The 22,353-nt window shown below is 62.2% G+C and carries 20 protein-coding genes; 9 read left to right on the top strand and 11 right to left on the bottom strand.

Translation table 11 applies throughout. The features are described 5' to 3' along the window. Positions 1–886, top strand: an 886-nt coding sequence (locus HY17_RS19785) for a M23 family metallopeptidase (RefSeq protein WP_155843689.1), incomplete at its 5' end; no start/stop codon positions are given. A 69-nt stretch (positions 887–955) separates the two neighbouring features. Here HY17_RS19785 and HY17_RS19030 read toward each other — a convergent pair. From HY17_RS19030 to HY17_RS19015, 4 genes are all read right to left on the bottom strand, one after another. Further along, a complete protein-coding gene (locus HY17_RS19030) occupies positions 956–1,894 on the bottom strand; it encodes a ribose-phosphate pyrophosphokinase (protein WP_034769666.1) in 939 nt (312 codons plus the stop codon). 93 nt (positions 1,895–1,987) lie between these two features. Beyond that, positions 1,988–2,767, bottom strand: a complete 780-nt coding sequence (gene pgeF, locus HY17_RS19025; RefSeq protein WP_034769664.1) for a peptidoglycan editing factor PgeF — start codon at positions 2,765–2,767, stop codon at positions 1,988–1,990. Between the two features lie 55 nt (positions 2,768–2,822). Further along, complete coding sequence (locus HY17_RS19020; RefSeq protein ID WP_051600342.1) at positions 2,823–4,037, bottom strand: ammonium transporter; 1,215 nt, start codon at positions 4,035–4,037, stop codon at positions 2,823–2,825. Between the two features lie 207 nt (positions 4,038–4,244). Continuing rightward, entirely contained in the window at positions 4,245–5,168 is a 924-nt protein-coding gene (locus HY17_RS19015; RefSeq protein ID WP_051600333.1) for a peptidylprolyl isomerase, read from the bottom strand. Between the two features lie 94 nt (positions 5,169–5,262). Between HY17_RS19015 and HY17_RS19010 the strand changes: the two genes are divergently transcribed. After that, positions 5,263–5,754: a GFA family protein gene (locus tag HY17_RS19010; RefSeq protein WP_051600332.1), complete on the top strand. Its 492-nt coding sequence runs from the start codon at positions 5,263–5,265 to the stop codon at positions 5,752–5,754. A 176-nt stretch (positions 5,755–5,930) separates the two neighbouring features. Next, positions 5,931–8,792, top strand: coding sequence for a YncE family protein (locus tag HY17_RS19005; RefSeq protein ID WP_034769662.1), 2,862 nt, complete (start codon positions 5,931–5,933; stop codon positions 8,790–8,792). A 10-nt stretch (positions 8,793–8,802) separates the two neighbouring features. Here the strand turns inward: HY17_RS19005 and HY17_RS19000 are convergent, their stop codons facing one another. Together HY17_RS19000 and HY17_RS18995 are read right to left on the bottom strand one after the other, a co-directional pair. After that, positions 8,803–10,419 carry a class I adenylate-forming enzyme family protein gene (locus HY17_RS19000; RefSeq protein ID WP_034769659.1) on the bottom strand — a complete coding sequence of 539 codons (1,617 nt, stop codon included), beginning with the start codon at positions 10,417–10,419 and terminating at the stop codon, positions 8,803–8,805. Between the two features lie 92 nt (positions 10,420–10,511). Then, positions 10,512–10,808 (bottom strand): TM2 domain-containing protein, encoded by a 297-nt coding sequence (locus tag HY17_RS18995; protein WP_051600331.1) that lies wholly within the window; start codon positions 10,806–10,808, stop codon positions 10,512–10,514. A gap of 179 nt (positions 10,809–10,987) precedes the next feature. Here HY17_RS18995 and HY17_RS18990 point away from each other — a divergent pair, with 179 nt between their 5' ends. Together HY17_RS18990 and HY17_RS18985 are read left to right on the top strand one after the other, a co-directional pair. Beyond that, on the top strand, positions 10,988–11,386 hold the full coding sequence (locus tag HY17_RS18990) for a DUF1330 domain-containing protein (protein ID WP_233348874.1): 399 nt from the start codon (positions 10,988–10,990) through the stop codon (positions 11,384–11,386). 44 nt (positions 11,387–11,430) lie between these two features. Continuing rightward, a complete protein-coding gene (locus tag HY17_RS18985; RefSeq protein ID WP_034769657.1) occupies positions 11,431–12,288 on the top strand; it encodes a 50S ribosomal protein L11 methyltransferase in 858 nt (285 codons plus the stop codon). 132 nt (positions 12,289–12,420) lie between these two features. Here the strand turns inward: HY17_RS18985 and HY17_RS20335 are convergent, their stop codons facing one another. Then, on the bottom strand, positions 12,421–12,597 hold the full coding sequence (locus HY17_RS20335) for a hypothetical protein (RefSeq protein WP_155843687.1): 177 nt from the start codon (positions 12,595–12,597) through the stop codon (positions 12,421–12,423). A 200-nt stretch (positions 12,598–12,797) separates the two neighbouring features. Between HY17_RS20335 and HY17_RS18980 the strand changes: the two genes are divergently transcribed. Beyond that, complete coding sequence (locus HY17_RS18980) at positions 12,798–14,609, top strand: aminopeptidase P family protein (RefSeq protein WP_034769655.1); 1,812 nt, start codon at positions 12,798–12,800, stop codon at positions 14,607–14,609. Here HY17_RS18980 and HY17_RS18975 read toward each other — a convergent pair. Next, the gene (locus tag HY17_RS18975) at positions 14,606–15,400 is read right to left on the bottom strand and encodes a helix-turn-helix transcriptional regulator (RefSeq protein WP_034769653.1); all 795 of its coding nucleotides are present in this window, start codon (positions 15,398–15,400) and stop codon (positions 14,606–14,608) included. The two genes, HY17_RS18980 and HY17_RS18975, sit on opposite strands and share 4 nt — an antisense overlap. 116 nt (positions 15,401–15,516) lie before the next feature. Here HY17_RS18975 and HY17_RS18970 point away from each other — a divergent pair, with 116 nt between their 5' ends. Further along, complete coding sequence (locus HY17_RS18970; protein WP_034769652.1) at positions 15,517–15,927, top strand: tautomerase family protein; 411 nt, start codon at positions 15,517–15,519, stop codon at positions 15,925–15,927. Positions 15,928–15,934: 7 nt separating this feature from the next. Here HY17_RS18970 and HY17_RS18965 read toward each other — a convergent pair whose 3' ends face one another. Continuing rightward, positions 15,935–16,621, bottom strand: coding sequence for an SDR family NAD(P)-dependent oxidoreductase (locus HY17_RS18965; protein WP_034769649.1), 687 nt, complete (start codon positions 16,619–16,621; stop codon positions 15,935–15,937). A gap of 1 nt (position 16,622) precedes the next feature. Next, positions 16,623–17,408 carry an SDR family oxidoreductase gene (locus HY17_RS18960; protein ID WP_034769645.1) on the bottom strand — a complete coding sequence of 262 codons (786 nt, stop codon included), beginning with the start codon at positions 17,406–17,408 and terminating at the stop codon, positions 16,623–16,625. 166 nt (positions 17,409–17,574) lie between these two features. Here HY17_RS18960 and HY17_RS18955 point away from each other — a divergent pair, with 166 nt between their 5' ends. Both HY17_RS18955 and ligA read left to right on the top strand, forming a co-directional pair. Next, entirely contained in the window at positions 17,575–19,263 is a 1,689-nt protein-coding gene (locus HY17_RS18955; RefSeq protein WP_034769643.1) for a DNA repair protein RecN, read from the top strand. Further along, on the top strand, positions 19,260–21,365 hold the full coding sequence (gene ligA / locus HY17_RS18950) for an NAD-dependent DNA ligase LigA (protein ID WP_034769641.1): 2,106 nt from the start codon (positions 19,260–19,262) through the stop codon (positions 21,363–21,365). Before HY17_RS18955 ends, ligA begins: the two co-directional genes overlap by 4 nt. An 18-nt stretch (positions 21,366–21,383) precedes the next feature. Here the strand turns inward: ligA and HY17_RS18945 are convergent, their stop codons facing one another. Further along, positions 21,384–22,214 (bottom strand): outer membrane protein assembly factor BamD, encoded by an 831-nt coding sequence (locus HY17_RS18945; protein ID WP_034769639.1) that lies wholly within the window; start codon positions 22,212–22,214, stop codon positions 21,384–21,386. Positions 22,215–22,353: the final 139 nt, after the last annotated feature.

The following is a 22,353-nucleotide window of genomic DNA, read 5'->3' as shown; positions in this document are numbered from 1 at the left end:
CGGCCTGCGCAAACATCCGATCACGGGCGAAAAGAAAACCCATAATGGAGTCGATCTTGCCGCAGCTGAAGGCGTCCCGGTCCATGCGCCCTCCGCAGGCGTGATCACATCGGCCGCAGAGAAAGGTGCCTATGGCAATCTCGTGGAAATGCAGGCCGGCGGCCAGACCGTGCTGCGCTTTGCCCAGCTGGAATCCATGACGGTCAGCGCAGGCGATACGGTAAAGCCGGGTGATGTGATCGGCACGCTCGGCCAGTCAGGCCAGGCCACCGGCCCGCACCTGCACTTCGAAGTTTGGCGCAGCGGCGTGGCCGTCGATCCGCAGACAGAGGAAGGACTCGTCCTGGCAGACAGCCTGTTCATCACGTCCTCTTCCGGTGCAGCGGCGCCAAAGCCGCCGGAGCCTCCGGTGCCGCCAGCACCGTCGGCGGATGCCCCCAAAGCGCCTGCGCCACCCGCCGCGCTGGGGGCATTCATCGAAAAAACAAGCGCAGATCTGAACGCGTGTAAGGATGCCGCAGAAGCGTTTGAGGCGATGCCTATGCCTGCGGCATGGACGACCCGCAAGGAGGCGTCTCGTAAGGCAAACTGGCAGACCGGTCTCACCCTCGCGACGGACTGGGCGCCAGACGTTCTGGCCTATCCGCGCCCGGCCTATCCGGCAGAGGCCGCTGCGGCATCCCGGAGCGGTGTCTGCAAAGTCATGTTTGACCTCGGAACGGACGGTCTGCCGAAGAATATGCTCGCTGAATGTTCTGATCCTGTGTTCGCAGCTTCTGCTGCTGAACTCAAAGGCGCCCGGTTCGAACCTGCCATTGGCGTCGACGGCAAGCCGGTCGAGGTGAAGGGCGTGACTTACCCGCTGCAATACTGCATCGAAGCCTGACCTCGGGCATCCCCTCAAACAAAAAGCCCGCAGCAGGCTGCGGGCTTTTTTCTGTCTTGTTGTCCTGGCTTAGCGGTCGAAGAGTTTCGACACGCTTTCCTCGTTCGCAATGCGGCGTATGGCTTCGCCCAGCAGCGGTGCGATCGGCAGGATACGGATGGATTTTGATTTCTTCGCTTCGTCGGACGGGGCGATCGTGTCGGTCATGACCAGTTCGTCGAGCACCGATTTTTCGATCCGCTCCACGGCCTTGCCTGAGAGGACACCGTGGCTGACATAGGCGGCGATCGATTTGGCACCGGCTTCCTTGAGGGCTGCAGCAGCGTTCGCCAGCGTGCCGCCCGAGTCGCACATATCGTCCAGCATGATGCAGCGCTTGCCGCTGACATCGCCGATGATGTTCATCACTTCGGATTTCCCGGCTTCCGGGCGGCGCTTGTCGACAATGGCGAGGTCCGCATCGTCGAGCCGCTTGGCCAGGGAGCGCGCCCGCACCACGCCGCCGACGTCCGGCGAAACAACCACGATCTTATCCTTCCCGTAGCGCTCCTTGATGTCGTCGATCATCACCGGGCTGCCGAAGAGGTTGTCGGTCGGGATGTCGAAGAAACCCTGGATCTGGCCGGCGTGCAGGTCGACGGTCAGCACGCGGTCGGCGCCGGCCGTGGAGATGAGGTTGGCGACCAGTTTTGCCGAGATCGGCGTGCGGCCGTCAGTCTTCCGGTCCTGGCGGGCATAGCCGAAATAGGGGATCACCGCCGTGATGCGCCGGGCCGAGGCGCGCTTCAGCGCGTCCATCATGATCAGCAGCTGCATCAGATTGTCGTTGGCGGGGTGAGAGGTCGATTGGATCACGAAGACATCCTCGCCCCGGACATTCTCATCGATCCGGACGAAGATTTCCTCGTCTGCGAAGGATTTCACCTCCGAACGGGTCAGTCTCATGTCGAGATAGTCGGCAATGGCTTCGGCCAGCGGACGGTTTGCGTTGCAGGCGAGAAGTTTCATGTCGGCTTTGACCCTGTAGCTGCCCCGGATGGCGACGCTTTTGTAACAGGGAGCCGCGAGTCGCAACCGGACTCTGCCGCTGAGCGCAAATTTTTACGGTTGGAGCACAATGACTGAGGCATTTCGGCCATAGTCCGGTTCACCGCGATGATTCCGGCGTCGATTGGAAAAATAGCTGTCTTCCAGCGCGCAGGTGTCGAGGCCGAGATTGGCGATATGGCCGATGTCCATCGCGGCGAGGCTGGCGCTGCAATAGCCGGGCAGATCGAAATGATAGCGGTCTCCCTTGCCGGAGACGAAAAGGTGTTCGCTGGCGGGGGAGACTTCCAGGAAGGTGTCGCGGAATTCCGGGCCGACCTCGTAGCTCGTCTGGCCAATCGTCGGCCCGATCGCCGCATGGATGCGGCCTGGCCGGGCGCCGAGCTCTGTCATCGAGGCGACGGTGGCCTCCAGCACGCCGCCGAGCGCGCCTTTCCAGCCGGCATGGGCCGCGCCGATCACGCCGGCTTCGGCATCCGCAAACAGGACCGGCGTGCAGTCCGCCGTCAGGATGCAGAGGCTGAAGCCCGGCAGGGTCGTGACCATGGCGTCTGCCTGCGGGCGGTCTGTGTCCCAGGCTTCGGTGACGTGGACGACGTCAGCCGAATGGACCTGGTGGCAGGAGAGCAGGGCATCCGCGCCCATGGCCTTTCGGATGATTTCCCGGTTTTGCGCCACGGCAGCCGGATCATCGTTTGAGCCCGGCCCGGCATTGAGGCTGGCATAGAGACCGGTGGAAACGCCGCCTTTGCGTCCGAAAAAGCCATGACGGACGCCCTTCAGTCCGGCGAGGCCGGGGGCCGTTTCGAAGGGGGGCTGGGCTGTGCCGGTCATCCGTCCAAGGCGTGATGTGACGCGGGGGCAATGTCAAGTTGCCGATCCGCAATCCCTATTGGTGATAGGCGCTCTCGCCATGGGTGGCGGAATCGAGCCCGGCCTCTTCATCCTCCGGCGAAACCCGCAGCGGGATGACGGTGCGGATGGCGTAGAGCAGGCCTGCCGTCACGGCGGCTGACAGAAGCGCCACGACCGCGACGCCCAGCAGCTGGACCCCGAACTGGACGAAGACCGGCTTCGACAGGCCGGGCGCCAGCGGGCCGAAGGCGGCCAGGAAGGGCAGGGCGAGGCTGCCGAGAATGCCGCCGACGCCGTGCACGGCGAACACGTCGAGGCTGTCGTCGATCTGCAGCTTCTGCCGGATCAGCACGACCGCGCCGTAACAGATGATCGCGCTGGCCGCGCCGATGACCAGCGCACCTGCCGGACCGACCGATCCGGCCGCCGGGGTGATCGTGGCGAGACCTGCCACCATGCCGGTTGCGATGCCGACCAGTGTCGGCTTGCGGAAGCTGATCCATTCAATCGCCATCCAGACAAGCGATGCGGTAGCGGCGGAGGTGTGCGTGACCAGCATGGCCCGGGCGGCATCCCCGTTCGCGCCGAGGGCGGAACCGGCATTGAAGCCGAACCAGCCGACCCACAGCATCGCTGCGCCCAGCATCACGAAGCCGGGGCTGTGCGGCGGGTGCATGTCACGCGGGAAGTGGGCCCGCTTGCCGATGATCAGCGCAAAGACGAGCGCGGACACGCCTGCCGTCGTGTGCACGACGATGCCGCCTGCAAAGTCGATCACGCCCATGCCGGCGAGCCAGCCGCCGCCCCAGACCCAGTGGGCGGCGGGCGCATAACACAGCAGCAGCCAGAGCGCGCAGAAGGCCAGCATCGCGCCGAAATTCACCCGCTCCACAAAGGCACCGACAATCAGCGCCGGGGTGATGATCGCGAAGGTCATCTGGAACATCATGAAGAGCGGCTCGGGAATGGACTGGCCGTCCAGCGGGGCTGCGGTGACGCCTGCGGCGAAGGATTTCGCAAAGCCGCCGATGATGCCGCCATCGCCCGGCCCGAAGGCGAGGGAATATCCGCAGACCAGCCAGACGATGCTCATCAGCGCGGCGATCGCCATGCACTGCATCAATACCGAGAGCAGATTCTTCGCCTGGACAAGGCCGCCATAGAACAGGGCGAGGCCGGGCAGGGTCATGAACAGGACCAGCGCAGTGGCGGTGAGAATCCAGGCCGTGTCACCTGCGCTGGATCCCATGTCCGCAAAGGCCGGCGCGGAAAATGCCGCGCACAGCAGCGAAAGCACGCCGAAGCGTGCCGCAGTCGAATTGTACACCAATGTCAGCTCCCTCACTTAGTTCACGCGCGTGAACTTGCCCTCCACTCGCGTCTACTGGTTTGGGAAAAACAGGCGCCGAGTGCACCGGACCGCCAAGCAAATTGGATTAACCAATCGCGAACTGGATCAATTATGCTCAATAATTGGGCGGGCCGGGACCGGTAATGTGCAAATATCGAGCACTTTTGGCGGGGTTTGAGGAAAGGCGGTGACCGAAGAGTAGTCGATCTTGCTCTCTTTCAGGGCAGTCCATTCGGGGCTCGGGGTCTTCATGACTTCGAAGGCAGGGCGGCCGTCTGCCGGCATATCGGCGGCGACATGGGCCGCGATGATCCTGTTCGGGGCGAGCTTGCCGGTGCGCGCCTCTGCGGCTTCGTCGGCGGCCACCGGATCATCGCCGAACAGGATGTCCGTTTCCGCCTCGGTCGAAGGTTCCACGCGGGCGAGGCGATTCACCGTGTCCATGCCGGAAATCACGCGGCCGACGATGGTGTAATTCCGGTCGAGGTAGCGGCGCGGCAGGAGCGGGATGTAGATTTCGGTGACCGCCGTGTCCGGCCCTTCGTCGCGGGCCATGCCGACGGCGCCGGGGCAGTTCAGCAACCATTCGCCGCCCCGCTGGTTTGCCACCGGAAAGCCCTTCCGGTGACCGACTTGCGCTGCGTAGAGATCTTCGCCGCCGAGCGGGTCGAAGCCGATAGTGCTGGCTTCGCGTTCAGCTTCCAGCGGCAGGCGCGGTACATCTTTGAGGTGTTCGTCGAACTCCCGGCCGGCCTGGGCCACATGGGTTTCGACCACGCGGTAGAAATATTCGCCGTCGAAATAGCCGGTCCGCACCGCTTCGCGCAGGGCGGCGGTATTCACCGGGGCCGCCTCGGGCAGCAATTCGATAAAGATGATACCGTTCTGGCCAAGATCGAACAGGAGGAGGTTCTCCGGATCGACCGGGCGCCAGGAATACTCTTCCGGTACCGCCTCAGGCGCAGTTTCTGCCGGGGCGCTCTGGCAGGCGGCGATCAGGGCAAGGGCGGGGATCAGGCGTTTCAGCATGGCCTGAGTGTGGGCGGGGAAGGGGCCCGGAGGCAAGCGAATATGAAGAGACAGATTAGTTGTTCCGGTAGAATTGCCGGGTAGGATCACCCGCATGCTACGCGCCGATATTTCCCGCCCGCCACTCCCGAAAACGCCCATCCATGGCGGCTGCCATTGTGGGGCCGTGCGCTATGAAATCACGGCCCGGCCGAAAGCGGTGAACGCCTGTCATTGCGATGACTGCAAGCGGCTGTCCGGAGCGACCTTCGGCCTCTACCTGCATGTGCCCAAAGCTTCGCTGGATGTCGCTGCCGGCACATTCGACACATTCAGGCGCACCGGCGGCAGCGGCCACACGATCCCGATTGAGCGGTGTACAGAGTGTGGCACCCGCATGTGGCACCTGCCGGAGGCGGCGCCGGACCTTGTCATACTCTGCGCCGGCACGCTGGACGACCCGTCCTGGGCCGTGCCGACCTCCCACATCTTCATCGAGGAAGCCGCACCCGACGCCGTAGCGGCAAACGACGCCCTGGTGATCGAATCCTTCAACTCAACCCGCCAGGCTTTGTGGGATCACTTCGCGTCCATTTATCGGGACTGAATTTGTAGTTCTCGCAGGGATTTAATTTCTCGTGTGAAATACGCTATTTTCTGCGTCCGGAGGAATTCGCCTAACAGGATATATCTTCGACACTTTTCTGTTCCGCGACTGGCAATTTGGGGTTGCGGGTCACTCCCCGATCCGGAAGGTTGAACTCTCCATTGGGAGGGTAGAAAATGGGAATACGCGCGTTCGCGGCGGCGCTGGCATCGGTTGTCTGGCTGGCAGCTTGCGGAGGCGGCGGAGGGGGCGGCACATCCAGCCCACCTCCTGCACCCCCAGCATCCAACCAGGCACCTTCCGCCAATGCCGGACAGGATATTGCCGGCCCAATCGAAGCGGACGGTGTTCAGGTCGGCAGCGATCTAAGCGGTGATCCGGACGGCGATACGCTCACCTATCTTTGGACCATTATCTCCCAACCAGAGGGGGCCGATGCAGAACTGGATGATGAAACCGCGCAGCAACCAAAACTGCTGACCCTGGTACCCGGGACTTATGAGCTTGAACTCGCCGTTTCGGATCCCGCCGGCGCGACAGGTTATGACAGAGTGTCCGTGACGCTTGAGAACGATGCGCCCGTGCCGGTGGCGGATGTATCCCTTTTCATGCCTGCGATCGGAGAGAACATCGGTCTGACCGCAGTTGAGACGTCTGATCCCAATGGCCAGCCGCTGACATATACGTGGACATTAGAGACGGCACCGGCGGGTGTGGCGGCGGGTACGACATATGACGGCGTGACGCAGACGCTCTCTTTCGATACGGAAGGGACGTACGGCTTTTCTCTGACTGTATCGGATGGGTATGACACGGTGGTGGTCGACCTTCCAGTGATCTTCGCAAGTAAATTTTCAATCCGTAAGCTGCCAAGAACGTTCAGCGCCCGGGGGCTGCAGCCAGGCGGCGGCCGGCTGGTTGTGGATCTTCATGACCAGATCGGCGTTTTCGATGAGGGGGTGATTGAGCCGAAACTTATACCCGCTCCGCACGATGTGGTCGGTGTGGCTGTGTCACCGGACGGAAGTATTGCTGCGGTAGAAGGCGATGATGCCATGAGCTTTGTCGATCTCGACAAAGCCGAGATCATCGCTACATGGCCTCTGGACGTTTCTCCCAGACATTTTGTGGTGTCCGATGAGGGCATTGCCTACATAACAGGTTTGTCTGGCGGCAGTACCGATCTTGTGTCTGTCAACATGACAACCGGACAAGTCAAAACGACCGCGGGACGGTATCCGGACCTTAGAGGTTACCTGCATCCCTCCGGCGACAAATTGTATGTTATGTCAGGCATCTCTCCGAATGTCCTTGGCCGGTACACGATCTCGGGTGGGGCGTTTTCAGACTATCGTGAGTCGACCACCGCGAATGGCCTGTGTGGGGCGGGCTGGATGAAGGGAGATGGAAGCGCGCTCATGGCCTATTGCGGCCGGATTATGCAGTTTTCTGATGATCCGGCGACGGATATGACGCCGATCGGGTGGATCTATAATCTTGGTGGCGTCCAAAGCGCGACATACAGCCCGATTACGAAATACTGGTATGTTCTGGGGCTTCCGAATGAAGAGTTCCAGAGCAAGATACTGGTGTATGACTCCCGGACTTATGAATTGATCCACACGATCGAGCTGCCATTGGAGCATGGGACAAGCGGCAATCAGCTGGTCGCGCGATTCGTCACTGCCAGCCAGACGGATCTTTCGCTCCGCATTCTCGCAACGGATCACCCGACAGCGGATGTGGATCACTACATGCTGGTGACGGCTTTGGATTACCCTGCCGGAGTGAACCTGCCTCCCGAAGTGACATTGCAGAAATATTCGGCCGGGTATGTGGGCGAGCAGGTGAGTCTCGATACCAACGACAGCATTGACCCTGAAGGGCTGCCGTTGACGTATGATTGGCAGGTTCTGAGTGAGCCGAATCCTGGCGCAGCGATCCTGACCGGCGGAATTGGGCCAAATGTGAATATGGTTCCGTCTTTGGAAGGGGAATATGTTGTCCAGCTCATTGTGAGCGATGGCGTTCACCAGGTGGTCCGGCAAGTGACCGTGTCAGTTGCGCCGGATCATAGCGCTGCCTTCTACAGATTGCCTGGAAAAATTCTCGATGCGGATTATTCCAAATCACTTTCCGTGCTTGCCTATGTCGTGGAAGGCGAGTCTTCGGTGCGCCTGGTCGATCTTCTGAATTTTAAGGAAAGGCAAGTTCCGCTTGAGCGTCAGGCGTACAGTATCGGGCTCAGTCCGGACGGCCGGCAGGCCGCTGTGTCTCTGTCCGGCAAAGTTTATTTGATCGATCTGACATCGGCAAAGGTTATTGATAGTGCGCTGGTATCCTGGGACTGGGGAGATATCGTCCTCGACGGAAACGGGCGTGCCCATTTCAATACGGAAAAGGGAAGTGTCGGCCCCTTAGTGTCCGTCGATTTCGGTGCAGACGAGGTCAGCATGAAGTACAGCCTTGATCTTGGCACGGCGCTTCGCATGCATCCGACCGAAAACTGGATTTATGGTGTTACGACAAGACAGACCCCAGCGGTTCTCCGCAAATGGGATACGACGACTTTGCCTGTCCAATCGCTCAGGATTGAAGAGATCGGCGTAGCCCAGGAAGAGTTGGGGGGAAATATCTGGATCAGCGAAGACGGCGACAGGATGCTCTCAGGAACCGGCCGATTGTTCACGATCTCTGGTAATTACTCCGCGGACATGTTGCTCGATTACACGATACCGGACGGCATATTCGCCGCCTGGGCAGATCACTCAAGTGAAACACGGGAGTGGGCCGTGATCATCGGGAACTCGACCGGCGTGCCGAGCATGAATGGAAAGATCGCCTTCTATGACGATCAGACCTTTGCGCGGAAGTCTGTCGCCGACGTGCGTGACGTGCCTATCGAGGGTGTGCTCTACCCCGTCCTCGCTGCCCGGATATTCCACTCCGACGATGGCTCTGGGCAGGTCCTTGTGACATCGAATCTGGGCGCCACAGCGGACCCGTTCACCGTTCAGGTGTTAAATTTGTCGAAGTGACAATCAGCGCCTACTCCACCTGATCGGTGTAGGCGCCTTGTTCAAAGGCTTCGGCGAGTTTGAAGCGCTGGATCTTGCCGGAGCCGGTAAGGGGCCAGTCGTCGACCCAGATCCAGTAGGCGGGCGTTTTCTGCGGTGACAGGCGCTCGCGGATGAAGGTCTTCAGTTCTGCATCGGTCGGGTGGGGCTTTGAATTGCCGCGCATGAAGCAGGCGACCTGTTCTCCCCATTTCTCGTCGGGTATGCCGACAATGGCGATTTCGGAAATGGCATCGTGTTCGAGCAGGGCGTTCTCGATCTCTGCCGGGAAGAGGTTTTCCCCGCCTCGAATGATCATCTCCTTCACCCGGCCGGTGATTTTCACATAGCCGCGTTCGTCCATGCGGCCGAGATCGCCGGTGTGCAGCCATTTTTCGCTGTCGATGGTTGCGGCAGTGGCTTCCGGATTGTCGTTGTAGCCGAGCATGACGGAATAGGCGCGGGCGCAGATTTCACCCTGTTCGCCGATGGGCATGACTTCGTTCGTGGCCGGGTCGCGGATTGAAATTTCCGTATACGGTACGGGCTGGCCGATGGTCTGGGTCAGGTCTGTCTCGTCGTCCTCATACCAGGCCTGGGTGAGGCCGGGAGATGTTTCGGTCTGGCCATAGATGATCTGGATCGGTGCGCCCAGCACCTTGCGGGCCTTGCGGCAAAGCTCCGGCGGCACCATTGAGCCGCCGGACATGATGCGACGGGTGGCGGAGACGTCGCGCCCTGTTTTCTCGACCTCTTCGATAAGGGCGACCAGCATGGTCGGCACACCGAGAATGAATTTGGTGCGCTCACGCTCCATCACCTTGACGATCATCGCCGGGTCGAACATCGGCGCGAGCAGCATGGTCGCCCCGACGCCAAGACCGCCCAGCACCAGAATAGCGCAGCCGGTGGTGTGGAAGAGGGGCATGTGGTGCACGAACACATCGCCCTGGTTCACACCGGCGCGTTTCATGTCCTCGATGCCATTGAGGACGAGGCCATTGTGGTGGAGCAGGGCGCCCTTGGGAAAGCCGGTTGTGCCGGATGTGTACTGAATCTGCGTCGGATCGTGTGGGTCCGGGCTGCGCAGCTCGCCGCGCGCTTCGCCGTCGAACAGGGCGGCATGGTCGGTCAGCAAGATTCGGTGGCGGATGGCCGGGATTTCATTGCAGACCTCGTCGGCGATCTGTTGCATCGGATTGCCGCGGAAATCGGCGACATAATAGATTGCTTCGGAGCGGGACTGTTCGAGCACGTATTTCAGTTCGCGCTTCTGGTAGGCCGGGTTCACCGTGACGAGGGTGATGCCGGCGAGGCCGCAGGCGAGCTCCAGCAGCACCCATTCGGGCACGTTGTTGGCGTAGACCGCAACGCGGGCGCCTTCCTCATGGCGGCTGGCCAGCGCGCGGGCGAGGCGCTCGGCATCGAAGAGGAGTTCCTGATAGGACCAGGTGCGCAGGACGGTGCCGTCATAGTCCAGCGCTTTCAGGGCCGGCTGGTCCGGTTTGCGGGCGGTCGAGGCGCGCAGCATGTCGCCGATTGTGCGCGGGGCCGGTTCGGGCCCCCCATGAGCCGGAAAATAGGATTCCGTCAGCGAAACCTGGTACATGCGTGCCTCCCAACACTCATTAAGTGTTGGAGGTTACAGGGAAAATTTCCTCGCCGCTACGGGCCATTCCGGCGCGGCTGCAGCAGGTTCACCTAGTAGGCGTAATGGCCGCGGCGGCGCAGGTATCCGGCCATCCGGGAGCGCTTGTCGTCGAGATCGTCTTCGATGATCGAAGGGATCAGGAAGAAGTCCAGGAACCACCAGACAAAGCCGATCAGGAAGAAATAGGAAATGATCTGCAGGATCGCGCTGATCGGCTTGCCCAGATAAAAGCGGTGGGCCGAAACGAAACCGAGGAAAAACCAAAGCAGGTAGGCCGCGCCCGCGCTCTTGCGCTCATTGGCAACGCGTTGCTCGATCAGGATCATGTCATCGGTTGTAAGGCTCATGGCCCGGGGTCTCCTTCTTATCGAATAACAATATATGTGTATTCCCGCGAGATTCCAAGGGCAGCGCCGATCTGGCGCCTGATTTTTCTGTTCCGGCCAATGAAAAGCCTTGGCAGGCCGGGGTTCCGGGCCTTTGCTGGGGGGCCGGGACAGGCCGGATTTAAAGGGGAGACAAGAAAATGGCGATAAACACTTACGCCCGCGCGGTCATGCTTGGCACGGGGATCTGCCTGGCGGCAGCCTGCACGACAGTCGCGGAGCCGGATGCGGCTCCTGCTACGGTGCCGAAAGCCTACCTCGTCGCCGAAATCGAGGTGGTGAATCCGGAACCCTACAAGGCCTATGTGGCGGCGGCCGGACCGCTGGTCGCAGCCTATGGGGGCAAGTATCTCGTGCGCGGCGGCGCGGCCGAGGCCCTTGAAGGCGCTCCACCTGCTGGCCGGATGGTTGTCGTGGAGTTTCCGAGCATGGCGGAAGCGAAGCGCTTCTACGACTCGCCGGAGTATACGGAAGTCCGGCGGGGGCGAATCGAGAATGCGGTTTCCCGGTTCATTCTGGTGGAAGGCCCAGCCCCCTGATGCAGCATCTTCCTTTCGGTTCGGTGTCCTGCTAAGCGCCGCGGATGTACCAGATATCGGCAAGAGGCGCGCGGGCGCCGGTGGAAGCAGCATGGGATGCCCTGGCCTGGGCAGACCCGTCGCCTGCGGGCGCAGTGGACTGCAAGGAAGACGGACGGGGCGTCTGGCGCCTCGATGCCTTCGCGGAGAGCCAGGAAGACGCCGACGCGTGTGTGGCCATGATCACCGAGACCAGCCCGGAGCTGAACGCGCGGGTGGAAGAAGTGGTCGAGCGCGACTGGGTGACCATGTCGCTGGAAGGCCTGCCGCCGGTTTCTGCTGGTCCGTTCTTTGTCGCGGGCAGTCATGCGCTGGCGAAGATGGCGCCGGGGCGGATCCCGGTGCTGATCGAGGCGGGGCCGGCTTTCGGCACCGGCCATCACGGTACGACGCTGGGTTGCCTGCTGGCGCTCGATGACGTGCGCCGCCGCCGCGCCATCGGGAAAGTGCTGGATCTCGGGACGGGCTCCGGCGTCCTGGCAATCGCTGCCCTGAAGGCCGGCGCGACCATGGCGCTCGGCACCGATATCGATTTCGACAGTGTCGTCGTGGCGAACGAGAATGCGAAGAAGAACAATGTAACCGGCTTCACGGCGATGCATGTGACCGGCGCGAACCATCCGCGCATCCGACAGGCTGCGCCGTACCAGACCGTGTTTGCGAACATCCTGATGAAGCCGCTGATCGGCCTTGCGCCGGAGATTGCGCGCCTTACGGCGCCCGGCGGCACGATCATCCTGTCGGGCTTGCTGCATCACCAGGCCATGCAGGTGCGTCAGGCCTTCGAGGGTCATGGCATCCTGTTCGAACGCCGCATCCGCAAGGATGGCTGGTCAACGCTGGTCATGCGCCAGAAAGCCTGACGCAGGGCAGAACCTGGCATTGAAATAAAAATCTCCCGCCGCATCCCAGGGAGGATGGGCGGGAGAAAGGTAATCTACACTCAGGGTAGGTTGCCTGCCCGGAGGTGTGGGCAGGCCAGGGATCAGGGTTGATCAGGCGTGCGTGGCGCGGCGTGCCCAGCGGGCCATGCGGCGGGCCAGGATGCGCGGACGGTTCACCGGCATCTGCACGGCTTCGCCGGCGATGATCGCGCGGGTGATGTCTTTGACCTCTGCGCCGCGAATTTCGGCAGTGTCAGTGCGGGCGGAGGTCGTCAGGTCGGTATTCATCAGTTTTGCTTTCGTTGTTCTTGCAATTATTATTCGTGCGTTCTTTTTCCGAACCCGAGATGGATGTCTCAATGACTTCGGAGGGCGCCATATAGGCCTCAGAGGTAAACAAAAAAGAGGGAAAGCCTGAAAATAAGCATGCTGAAATGCATAGCTCAAATGCGCTTTTCTTGGGTCAGGTGCGGCGGTAAGACTCCGGCATGAGACAGACCTTCGATATCAAGGGCGGCCCCCAGGACGGGCGCGCGCACCTTCCGCTGCTCCGCAAGGAGCTTGGCACCATGGGCCTCGACGGCTTTTATGTGCCGCACGACGACGAATACCAGAACGAGTACCTGCCGGACGCGAACGAGCGCCTGGCCTGGGTATCGGGCTTCACCGGCTCGTTCGGGTCCGCCTTCGTCTTCACCGACAAGGCCGTGATCTTCGCCGATGGCCGCTACACCATTCAGGCAGCCGACCAGACCGCCCCTGAACTGTGGGACCGGGAAGCCATTCCGGAGCCGGGCGCTTTCGGGTGGCTAGCGAAACAGAAACTTTCCGGCAAGAAGGTCGGGTACGACCCGCGCCTGATGAGCCCGAATGATGTCACCCTGCTGGAGGCCGCCGCAAAGAAATCCGGCGCCGAACTGATCGCGGTCGAGGAAAACCCGATCGACAAGGCCTGGGCCGACCGTCCGCCGCAGCCAATGGCGGAAGTCGCGCCTTACCATGTGAAATATGCCGGCGTTGCGCATGACGAAAAGCGCGCTGAAATCGGCAAGGCGCTGGAAGAGGACGGCATCGATGCCGCCGTGCTGACGTCACCGGCGTCGCTTGCCTGGGCGTTCAATATCCGGGGCGGGGACGTGATGTGCACGCCGCTGCCGCTGGGCCGGGCGATCCTCCACAAGGATGGCAGTGCGGATCTGTTCCTCGACGAAGCGAAAGTCTCGCCGAAGTTGCGCAAGCATCTCGGCAATACAGTCACCGTCCGTCCGCTGTCGGAAATTGACGAGGGACTGGGTGAATTGTCCGGCAAGACCGTCAGCCTCGATCCGGATCTCGCCTCGGCCTGGTTCTTCGACACGGTGGAAGCGGCCGGTGGCAAGATCGTGCGCCAGCGCGACCCGGTGGCTCTGCCGCGCGCCTGCAAGAATGAGGCAGAGATCAAGGGCACCACCGCCGCGCACATTCGTGACGGCGTTGCACTGACCCGCTTCCTGCACTGGCTCGACACCGAAGCGCAGAGCGGCAAGGTGACCGAGATCGAAGCGGCGATCCGGCTGGAGAATTTCCGCGACGAATACGACTCGCTGAAAGACCTGTCCTTCCCGTCGATTTCCGGCGCGGTGGAGCATGGCGCGCTGCCGCACTATCGCGTGTCGGAAGCGTCCGACCGGACGCTGGAGCTCGGCTCGCTCTACCTGATCGATTCAGGCGGTCAGTATCCGGATGGGACGACGGACGTCACCCGCACCGTGCCGATCGGTGAACCGACAGCAGACATGATTCGCCACTATACGCTGGTGCTGAAAGGCCATATCTCGCTGGCCACCGTACGGTTCCCGGAAGGCACGACCGGTACGCATCTCGATACGCTGGCGCGTCATGCGCTGTGGCAGGCGGGGCTCGACTATCAGCACGGCACAGGCCATGGCGTCGGCGTGTATCTCGGCGTGCATGAAGGGCCGCACCGGATTGCCAAGGCGTGGAACGCCGTGCCGCTGATGCCGGGCATGATCGTCTCGAACGAACCCGGCTATTACCGGGAAGGGCAGTACGGCATCCGGATCGAAAACCTGCAATATGTTACCCCGCCAGCCCCCATCGAGGGCGGCGAGATCGACATGCTGGGCTTCGAATGCCTGACCTTCGCGCCGCTGGCACGTGACCTGATCGACGTGAAGCTGCTCACCAAAGAAGAGCGCAAATACGTCAACGACTATCACAAGCAGGTCTGGAAGCTGCTGAACCGCAAACTGCCGGACGATGTGAAAGCCTGGCTTAAGGACGCCACGAAGCGGATCTAGACGGCATAGTAGATAATGGTTTTGAGTGCCGGGTTTTCGATAACCTGAAGGGCGACATATTCGTATTTCGTCCTGCCGCCGCCTGGCGGGTAGAGCGTCTTGCACCCGGCACCGCCGACCTTGATGCCATGTTGGCGCCACCATGTCGCAAACAGATGGCTCTCTGCCTGAAGCCGGCCCGTTAGCTGCACGAAGCGGGGATCGGCTGTGTTGATGTCGTGAACGGGCCGGAACTCGGCCAGCATGCGTTTTGCTTCGGCTTCCCAGCCAGCCCCGAACAGCTTGCGTGAGGCCGGGCGGAGGAACATGCCGATAAAGACATTCCTGTCGGCATCCGCAACATCGCCGAACCCGAACAAGGCATCTGCCGCAAGGTTCCAGTGAAGCACATCGCCCAACCGGTTGGTGACATAGGCTGGCTGTGCCAGCCGGTCGGTCATGCGCTGCACAGTCGGCGGAACAACTTCGTCCGCGGCGTCCTGGGGCAGGGCCATGCCGGACAGGGCGTAGAGGTGAGCTATCTCGACCGTGTCGAGCCGCAAGGCCCTGGCAATCGCGTCAACGGTGTGGCGGGACGGGCTGACCGGGCGGCCCTGTTCCAGCCTGATGTACCAGTCGACAGAAATATCTGCGAGCTCGGCCACCTCATCGCGGCGAAGCCCCGGGGTGCGGCGCCGTCCGCGTTCAGGCAGGCCGAGGGTCTCCGGCCGGATCGCCTCGCGCCGGGAGCGGAGGAACCGGCCAAGCTCGTTGCGGGCATGGCGAACAGGGGTGGGCGTCGTCGTTTGCATCTCAGGGTGGGTCCATTTAGTCCTAGGATAATCCTGGTCCTGTTTGGGGCGTGACGTTCACCCTAGTCTCGACAAACGATCCGTCAACTGCGGGTCGAACGAGAAAGGAATATCCCATGCCAATGATTCAAGTCTGGATGCGATCCGGGAAGGACAAGGCCTACAGGGCGGCCGTTTCGGCGGGCATCCACCAGGCGATGATCTCGGTGATGAACCTGCCGGAAGACGACTATTTCCAGGTCACGCACGAACTGGAAGAAGAGAATTATATCTTTGACCCGAACTATTTCGGAATGCCGCGCAGTCCGGACTTCCTGATGATCCGGCTTTCGTTCAATGCCCGCCCGGCCGCCGTGAAGATGCGCCTGTTTGAGGCAATTGCAGACAATCTTGTGAAATCTCCCGGCGTCCGCCGCGAGGACCTCGGCATGAGCATCCTCGAGACCAATTTCGAGAACTGGTGGGCCCATGGCCGCCGGGTGGACAAGGAGACGGGTACGGATGAGCGGATCGGTGGGGACGGCTAGCCTTTCTCTAGAACTCCCGCTCTCTCCCGGTCCATTCGATAAATCGGCCCGTGCGGGCCAGAGTGAGCCCGTCCGCGACTGCAACAATCCCTTTCGCGACTTCGTCCGGGGTGAGGTTTGCGGCGGGCCCGCCCATATCGGTCTGTACCCAGCCGGGATCGATCAGGCAGACTGCGATGCCTTCTGGCGCGAGGTCTGTCGCAAGGCCTTGCATCACCTTGTTCACTGCTGCCTTGGACGCCCGGTAGGCGATCCGGTCGGATTTGGCATAGCCCATCCAGGACATCTGGCTGGAAACGGTCAGGATACGGCCGTTTTCAGATTTCCGGATATGAGGCAGGAAAGCCTGCGCGACGGCCAGCGGCGCGAGTGTGTTGATTTCGAGCGTCCGGGCGAAGCCGTCGAAATCCATTTTCAGCGTGGTCTGCTCAGCATCCGGCGGGCCGATTGTGCCGGCATTGTTGATCAGGATGTCGACGGGTGCGTCGAGGCGCGCAGCGGCTGCTGACATGGCTGAGCGGTCGGTCACGTCGAAGACAAGTGGCGTGAAGCCGGAGCCGAGTTCCGCTGCTGTTTCCTCCGCCTGTGCGTCAGTGCGCACGCTGCCACAGACGCGCCAGCCCTTGTCCAGCGCCTCCCGGGCGAGGTGAAAGCCGATACCGCGATTTGCGCCGGTGATGAGGATGGTGGTCATGTCATTTGAGTCCCAATTGCTTCAACGCATCCTGCACACCATCGAACCGGGGGCGGATGTCCTCCCCGATATGGGCATGGGTGGGGATGTAGAACAGGCCAAGGTCCAGGCCTTTCAGGGCAATCTCGGCGCACTGCTCCGGCATGATGACGTTGAATTCGGGCGGGATCATCGCCGGATCGGGAATGCCGCTGGCGATCAGCGGCGTATAGACCCCACCCGGCATCAGCACGTGCAGATCCATCAGTTCGCCGCGAAGGTCTTCGCGCAACCACTCAGCCATGATCAGCACACCGTGCTTGGTCGCGCCATAGGCGCCGATATGGGTGCGCTTCACGGCGTGCGGCAGGCTGAGGGAATTTTCAGATCCAGTGATCATCAGCCGTCCCCGCACACCTGAATCCTTGAGGACTGCGGCATAGGCCTGGGCAATGCGGAAGGGAGCAAACATGTTCACTTCGAACATCCGCATTGTCTCTGGCCCGAAATCCTCCTTGGTCATCCGTTTGTGGCGATCGATACCGGCATTGGCGCAGACAAGGTCCAGCTGGCCTTTCCAGTCCAGCGCCTCTTTCACGAGCGCGGCAGATGCTTCCGGCTTCGACAGATCACAGGGAATGGCAAGGCCCGGGCGGGGCAGCTGCGCGGCGACCTCCCTGGCGAGGTCTGCCTGTATGTCGGCGACCACGACGTCCGCCCCGCGTTCGCTGAGCTGCGTCGCCATCGCCTTTCCGATGCCGGATGCTCCGCCGGTGATCAGCGCCACCTTGCCGTTGTAATCGATCATGCTTGCGGCCTCCCTGAATATCGCCTTCTTTGGCAGGCTATACTGAAAGTGCGCCCGGGCAGAGGGCTTGCGGTAAATCTGCCCTGAATGGGTGCCGTGCAGATTCCATTTGTTCTGTTTTTGTTCTAATGCTAGGAACACACTCCGTAGAGTTGGGAGTGCTTCCATGATCCTTGCTTTGTCCATTCGTGATTTTGTTCTGATCGACCGTCTCGATATCGAGCCGGGATCAGGCTTTACCGCGCTGACCGGGGAGACCGGGGCGGGAAAATCCATCATCCTTGATGCCCTGGCGCTGACGCTGGGCGCACCGGCAGACCGGGGCGTGATCCGCTCCGGCGCAGAGCAGGCAAGCGTTGCGGCGGAATTTGCCGCCGTGCCCGGCCATCCGGTCTGGGACGTGCTGGCCGAGCATGGCTTCGAGGCGAGTCCGGACGAGACGCTGACCCTGAAGCGCGTCGTGCGCGCCAGCGGCCCGGCGCGGGCCTTCATCAATGACCAGCCGGTCAGTGCCGCCCTGTTGGCCGAGGCAGGCGAGACGCTGGTGGAGATCCATGGCCAGCATGCGGCGTCCGCGCTGATGCGTCCGTCCTCTCATCGAAAGCTGCTCGACCTGTTCGCAGGCAATGAAGCCCTGCTGGATGCTTGTGCCGAAGCACAGGCGGCCCGGCTGGAAGCGAGGGAGACACGCGAGCGGCTGGAAGCCGAGACAGAGGAAGCGCTGCGCACGCGGGAATGGCTGGCTGGCGCGGTGGAGGAGCTGGACACGCTCGCCCCGCAGGCTGGGGAGGCAGGTGTTCTGACCGAGACCCGCACGCGCCTGATGCAGTCCGAACGCGTGACCGAAGCCATTACGGAGGCCGAAGAAGCCTTCGCCGATGCCGAGATCGAGGCAGCGCTCTCCAAAGCGTCACGGGCGGCTGAGCGTATCTGCCGTCTGCCGGGCTTTGACGGGGCTGATCATCCTCTCGCCCATGCGGCCCGGTCGGCGGCTGAAGCACTGGAGCGTGCCCTGATCGAGACAGGCGAGGCCGAAGCGGCGATTGCCGCGCTGGAAAGCCTCGTCGAGCATGACACCAGTGCGCTGGAGATGGCCGAGGCGCGGCTCTTCGCGCTGCGGGCCGTTGCCCGCAAGCACATGGTCGATCCGGATCTGTTGCCAGACGTGCTGGAGACCCTGCGTGAGCGCCTGAACCTGGTGGAAGCCGGCGAGGACGCGCTGGTCCGCGCCCGGAAAGCCGAGAGCGCGGCCAATGCCGCCTGGCATGCAGCGGCGGAAAAACTGACCGCCGCACGGAAAGCGGCCGCTGCCCAGCTGGAAAAGGCCATCGTGAAAGAGCTTGCGCCGCTAAAACTCGGTCGTGCGGTCATTCGTGTCTCTGTCACGCCGCTCGGTGAAGATGGCGGGGCGCATGGCGGTGACCGGGTGGAGTTCGATGCCGAAACCAATCCCGGCGCAGGCTTCGGCCCCTTGCGCAAGATCGCCTCCGGCGGGGAACTGGCGCGCGTGTCGCTCGCCCTCAAATGTGCCCTGGCAGAGGCGGGCAGCGCTGGCACTCTGATCTTCGACGAAGCGGACCAGGGCGTCGGCGGCGCAGTCGCCGCGGCGATTGGCGAGCGATTGATCCGGCTGGGCCGCACGCGGCAGGTGTTCGCGATCACCCACAGCCCGCAAGTCGCGGCGGCGGCGCGGTCGCAGTGGCTTGTGGAAAAGGGCAGGGGCAAGTCTGGTGGCACGCGCCTGCGCGGGCTAGATGAGTCGGACAGGCAGGAAGAAATTGCCCGCATGCTGTCCGGCGCCGAGATCACCCAGGAGGCGCGGGCAGCGGCCGGGAGGCTGTTGGAGGATGTATGAGCGAGGCGACCCCGGTCGAAGACCTGACACGCGAAGAGGCCGCGGTCGAACTTGAACGCCTTGCCGGCCTGATCGCCGAGGCAGACGCGGCGTATTACCAGGAAGACGCCCCGCTGATGACGGACGCGGAATACGATGCCGCGCGCCTGCGCAATGCGGCCATTGAAGCTCGCTTCCCGGACCTGAAGCGCGAGGACAGTCCGTCAGACAGGGTCGGTGCGGCCGCGCATGACGGCTTCGCCAAGGCGGCGCATGCCGCGCCCATGCTGTCGCTCGACAATGCGTTCTCCGACGAGGATGTCAGCGACTTCGCAGACCGGATCCGGCGCTTTCTCGGCCTCGGCGCAGACGAAGAAGTCGCAATCACGGCGGAACCTAAAATCGACGGCCTGTCTCTCAGCCTCACCTATGAGAAGGGCACGCTGAAACGCGCAGCAACGCGCGGCAATGGCGAGGTGGGCGAGGACGTCACCGCCAATGCGCGCACGCTGGGCGACATCCCGAAAAAACTGTCCGGCAAGGGCTGGCCCGACAGGATCGAGATCCGCGGCGAAGTCTACATGACCAAGGCGGACTTTGCGGCGCTTAACAAGCGGGAAGAAGAGGCGGGCCGGAAGGTTTTCGCCAATCCGCGTAATGCGGCGGCAGGCAGCCTTCGGCAGCTCGATGTCGAGATTACGAAATCCCGCCCGCTACGCTTCTTTGCCTATGCCTGGGCTGCCGAGAGCACGCCTTTTGCGGACACACAGCATGAAGCCGTGCAGATTTTCGCCGATTGGGGCTTTTCAACAAACCCGTTGATGATCCGTGCCGTGACGGTGGAGGAATTGCTCTCGGTTTATCGTGACATCGAGGCAAAACGGGCCGATTTGCCGTATGATATCGACGGCGTCGTCTACAAGGTGGACCGGCTTGACTGGCAGCAACGCCTCGGCTTCGTCTCCCGCGCGCCGCGCTGGGCCATTGCGCACAAATTCCCGGCGGAGAAGGCCACGACCGAACTGCTGGACATCGACATCCAGGTTGGCCGTACGGGGTCACTGACGCCGGTAGCGCGGCTGCAGCCTGTGACGGTGGGCGGCGTGGTCGTCTCCAACGCTACCCTGCACAATGAAGATGAGATCGCCCGCCTAGGTGTGAAGCCCGGCGATACGGTCGAGATCCAGCGGGCAGGGGATGTGATTCCGCAAGTCCTCCGTGTCGTGAAAGATGGTGGCGGCGAGTCCTGGCAGATGCCGCACCAGTGCCCGATCTGCGGATCGGACGCGGTGAGGGAAATCGATGCCAAGGGCGAGGAAGATGTCCGGCGCCGCTGCACCGGCGGGCTCGTCTGCCCGGCGCAAGCTGTGGAGCGGCTGAAGCATTTCGTCTCCCGCAAGGCACTGGACATTGACGGCCTCGGCGCGAAACAGATTCAACTCTTCCATGAGAAAGGCGTGTTGAAAGGCCCGCAGGATATCTTCCGGCTTGCGGCGGCGATCGAGGCCGCCGGCCTGCCGCCGCTGGAAGCGTGGGAAGGCTTCGGCAAGGTCTCCGCGAAGAAGCTGTTCGATGCCATTGATGCGCGCCGGAACGTGCCGTTTGCACGGTTCCTCAACGGGCTCGGCATCCGCCATGTCGGCCAGACGACGTCGCAATTGTTCGCGCGGACTTTCCTGAAATGGGATGTGTTCTGGGCAAATGTCGTCTCCGCCGCCGAAGACGGGGAGGGCAGTGAAGCCTGGGAGGCGCTGTCCGGCATCGACGGCATCGGCGCAACGGCGGTCAACGCGCTCTGCGATTTCGAGCGCGAGGCCCATAATCGCGACATGCTCGCTGCCTTGCTTTCGGAGCTGACGATCGAGGACGAGGCGAAAGCCGCCTCCGACAGCCCTGTTGCGGGCAAGACGATTGTCTTCACGGGGACGCTGGAGCGGATGACGCGGGACGAGGCGAAAGCCCGAGCCGGGGCGCTGGGGGCCAAAGTGTCAGGATCGGTCTCCGCCAAGACGGATCTCGTCGTCGCCGGGCCGGGCGCCGGGTCGAAACTTAAGAAGGCGGCAGAGCTCGGTATCCAGACGATGACCGAGGATGAATGGTTCGACCTGATTGGCGGCGCGTGAAGCGCGTGGCCTTGCCGCTTATTTTCCGCCGGGAATGATTCTCTGCAGCAGGGTGCGCTTCGTCGCCGACGTATCCAGCATCACGCCTTCCGAGGTCAGAAGGTTGTAGGCCATCTTGTACCAGTCCGATTCCGGATAATTGTATCCGAGAGTCGCGGCGGCTTCAGTGGCCTGCGGGCGCATGCCAAGGGAGAGGTAGGCCTCGACCAGGCGATAGAGCGCTTCTTCGGAGTGGGAAGTCGTGTCGTAGTCCTGAACGACGGTGCGGAACCGGTTGATCGCCGCCAGTGTCTGGTTGGACCGCAGGTACCAGCGGCCGACTTCCATTTCCTTGCCGGCCAGCTGGTCATTGACCATGTCCAGCTTAAGTTGCGCGTCGCGGGCGTATTCACTGTCCGGGAAACGGCGCAGTACGTCCTGCAGGGAGACCTTGGTCTGTTCGGTCATGCCCTGGTCGCGGCCGACATCAACAATCTGCTCAAACTGGCTGACCGCGATGAGGTAGTAGGCATACGCTGCCTCGGTACCGCCTGGGTGCAGCGAGATATAGCGCTGAGCTGCGGAGATGGCTTCGTCATAGTCGCGGCGCCGGTAATGGGCGTAAGCGGTCATCACCATCGCCTTGCGGGCCCATTCGGAATAGGGGTGCTGGCGCTCGACTTCGTTGAACAGCAGGATCGCTGTCTCGTAATCGCGGCTGTCCAGTTCGCGGCCGGCCTGATTGTAGAGTTGCTCGACCGGGCGCTCGACATAGGCGAGTTCGCGCTGGCGCTTTTCCCGGCTCTGGCAGGCTGTGAGGCTCACAGCCACGGCGATCAGGGCGAGGGCGAGGGGCTTGGCAGGCTTCATGGGCTCCGGCGCGCTTTCTGCAATTCTTGTCGCCCTTTGATTAGCGCGAACCCTGCCGGAATTCCAAGGAACTTTCACATGCCGGAAACCTTAAACAGGCCCGGAAACAGGCTAGGTGGCCCAAGTCTTACAGGCTTTT

Source organism: Hyphomonas sp. CY54-11-8 (assembly GCF_000682735.1).
Taxonomy (GTDB): Bacteria; Pseudomonadota; Alphaproteobacteria; order Caulobacterales; family Hyphomonadaceae; genus Hyphomonas.
Note: the sequence above shows the minus strand (reverse complement) of the source record. Positions and strands in the feature narration are given on the sequence as shown.

Excerpts from the sequence above, each read along its gene's own strand:
- HY17_RS19030 (WP_034769666.1), bottom strand. The coding sequence starts at position 1,894 with ATGAAACTTCTCGCCTGCAACGCAAACCGTCCGCTGGCCGAAGCCATT.
- pgeF (WP_034769664.1), bottom strand. The coding sequence starts at position 2,767 with ATGACCGGCACAGCCCAGCCCCCCTTCGAAACGGCCCCCGGCCTCGCC.
- HY17_RS19020 (WP_051600342.1), bottom strand. The coding sequence starts at position 4,037 with ATGGGATCCAGCGCAGGTGACACGGCCTGGATTCTCACCGCCACTGCG.
- HY17_RS19015 (WP_051600333.1), bottom strand. The coding sequence starts at position 5,168 with ATGCTGAAACGCCTGATCCCCGCCCTTGCCCTGATCGCCGCCTGCCAG.
- HY17_RS19010 (WP_051600332.1), top strand. The coding sequence starts at position 5,263 with ATGCTACGCGCCGATATTTCCCGCCCGCCACTCCCGAAAACGCCCATC.
- HY17_RS19005 (WP_034769662.1), top strand. The coding sequence starts at position 5,931 with ATGGGAATACGCGCGTTCGCGGCGGCGCTGGCATCGGTTGTCTGGCTG.
- HY17_RS19000 (WP_034769659.1), bottom strand. The coding sequence starts at position 10,419 with ATGTACCAGGTTTCGCTGACGGAATCCTATTTTCCGGCTCATGGGGGG.
- HY17_RS18995 (WP_051600331.1), bottom strand. The coding sequence starts at position 10,808 with ATGAGCCTTACAACCGATGACATGATCCTGATCGAGCAACGCGTTGCC.
- HY17_RS18990 (WP_233348874.1), top strand. The coding sequence starts at position 10,988 with ATGGCGATAAACACTTACGCCCGCGCGGTCATGCTTGGCACGGGGATC.
- HY17_RS18985 (WP_034769657.1), top strand. The coding sequence starts at position 11,431 with ATGTACCAGATATCGGCAAGAGGCGCGCGGGCGCCGGTGGAAGCAGCA.
- HY17_RS20335 (WP_155843687.1), bottom strand. The coding sequence starts at position 12,597 with ATGAATACCGACCTGACGACCTCCGCCCGCACTGACACTGCCGAAATT.
- HY17_RS18980 (WP_034769655.1), top strand. The coding sequence starts at position 12,798 with ATGAGACAGACCTTCGATATCAAGGGCGGCCCCCAGGACGGGCGCGCG.
- HY17_RS18975 (WP_034769653.1), bottom strand. The coding sequence starts at position 15,400 with ATGCAAACGACGACGCCCACCCCTGTTCGCCATGCCCGCAACGAGCTT.
- HY17_RS18970 (WP_034769652.1), top strand. The coding sequence starts at position 15,517 with ATGCCAATGATTCAAGTCTGGATGCGATCCGGGAAGGACAAGGCCTAC.
- HY17_RS18965 (WP_034769649.1), bottom strand. The coding sequence starts at position 16,621 with ATGACCACCATCCTCATCACCGGCGCAAATCGCGGTATCGGCTTTCAC.
- HY17_RS18960 (WP_034769645.1), bottom strand. The coding sequence starts at position 17,408 with ATGATCGATTACAACGGCAAGGTGGCGCTGATCACCGGCGGAGCATCC.
- HY17_RS18955 (WP_034769643.1), top strand. The coding sequence starts at position 17,575 with ATGATCCTTGCTTTGTCCATTCGTGATTTTGTTCTGATCGACCGTCTC.
- ligA (WP_034769641.1), top strand. The coding sequence starts at position 19,260 with ATGAGCGAGGCGACCCCGGTCGAAGACCTGACACGCGAAGAGGCCGCG.
- HY17_RS18945 (WP_034769639.1), bottom strand. The coding sequence starts at position 22,214 with ATGAAGCCTGCCAAGCCCCTCGCCCTCGCCCTGATCGCCGTGGCTGTG.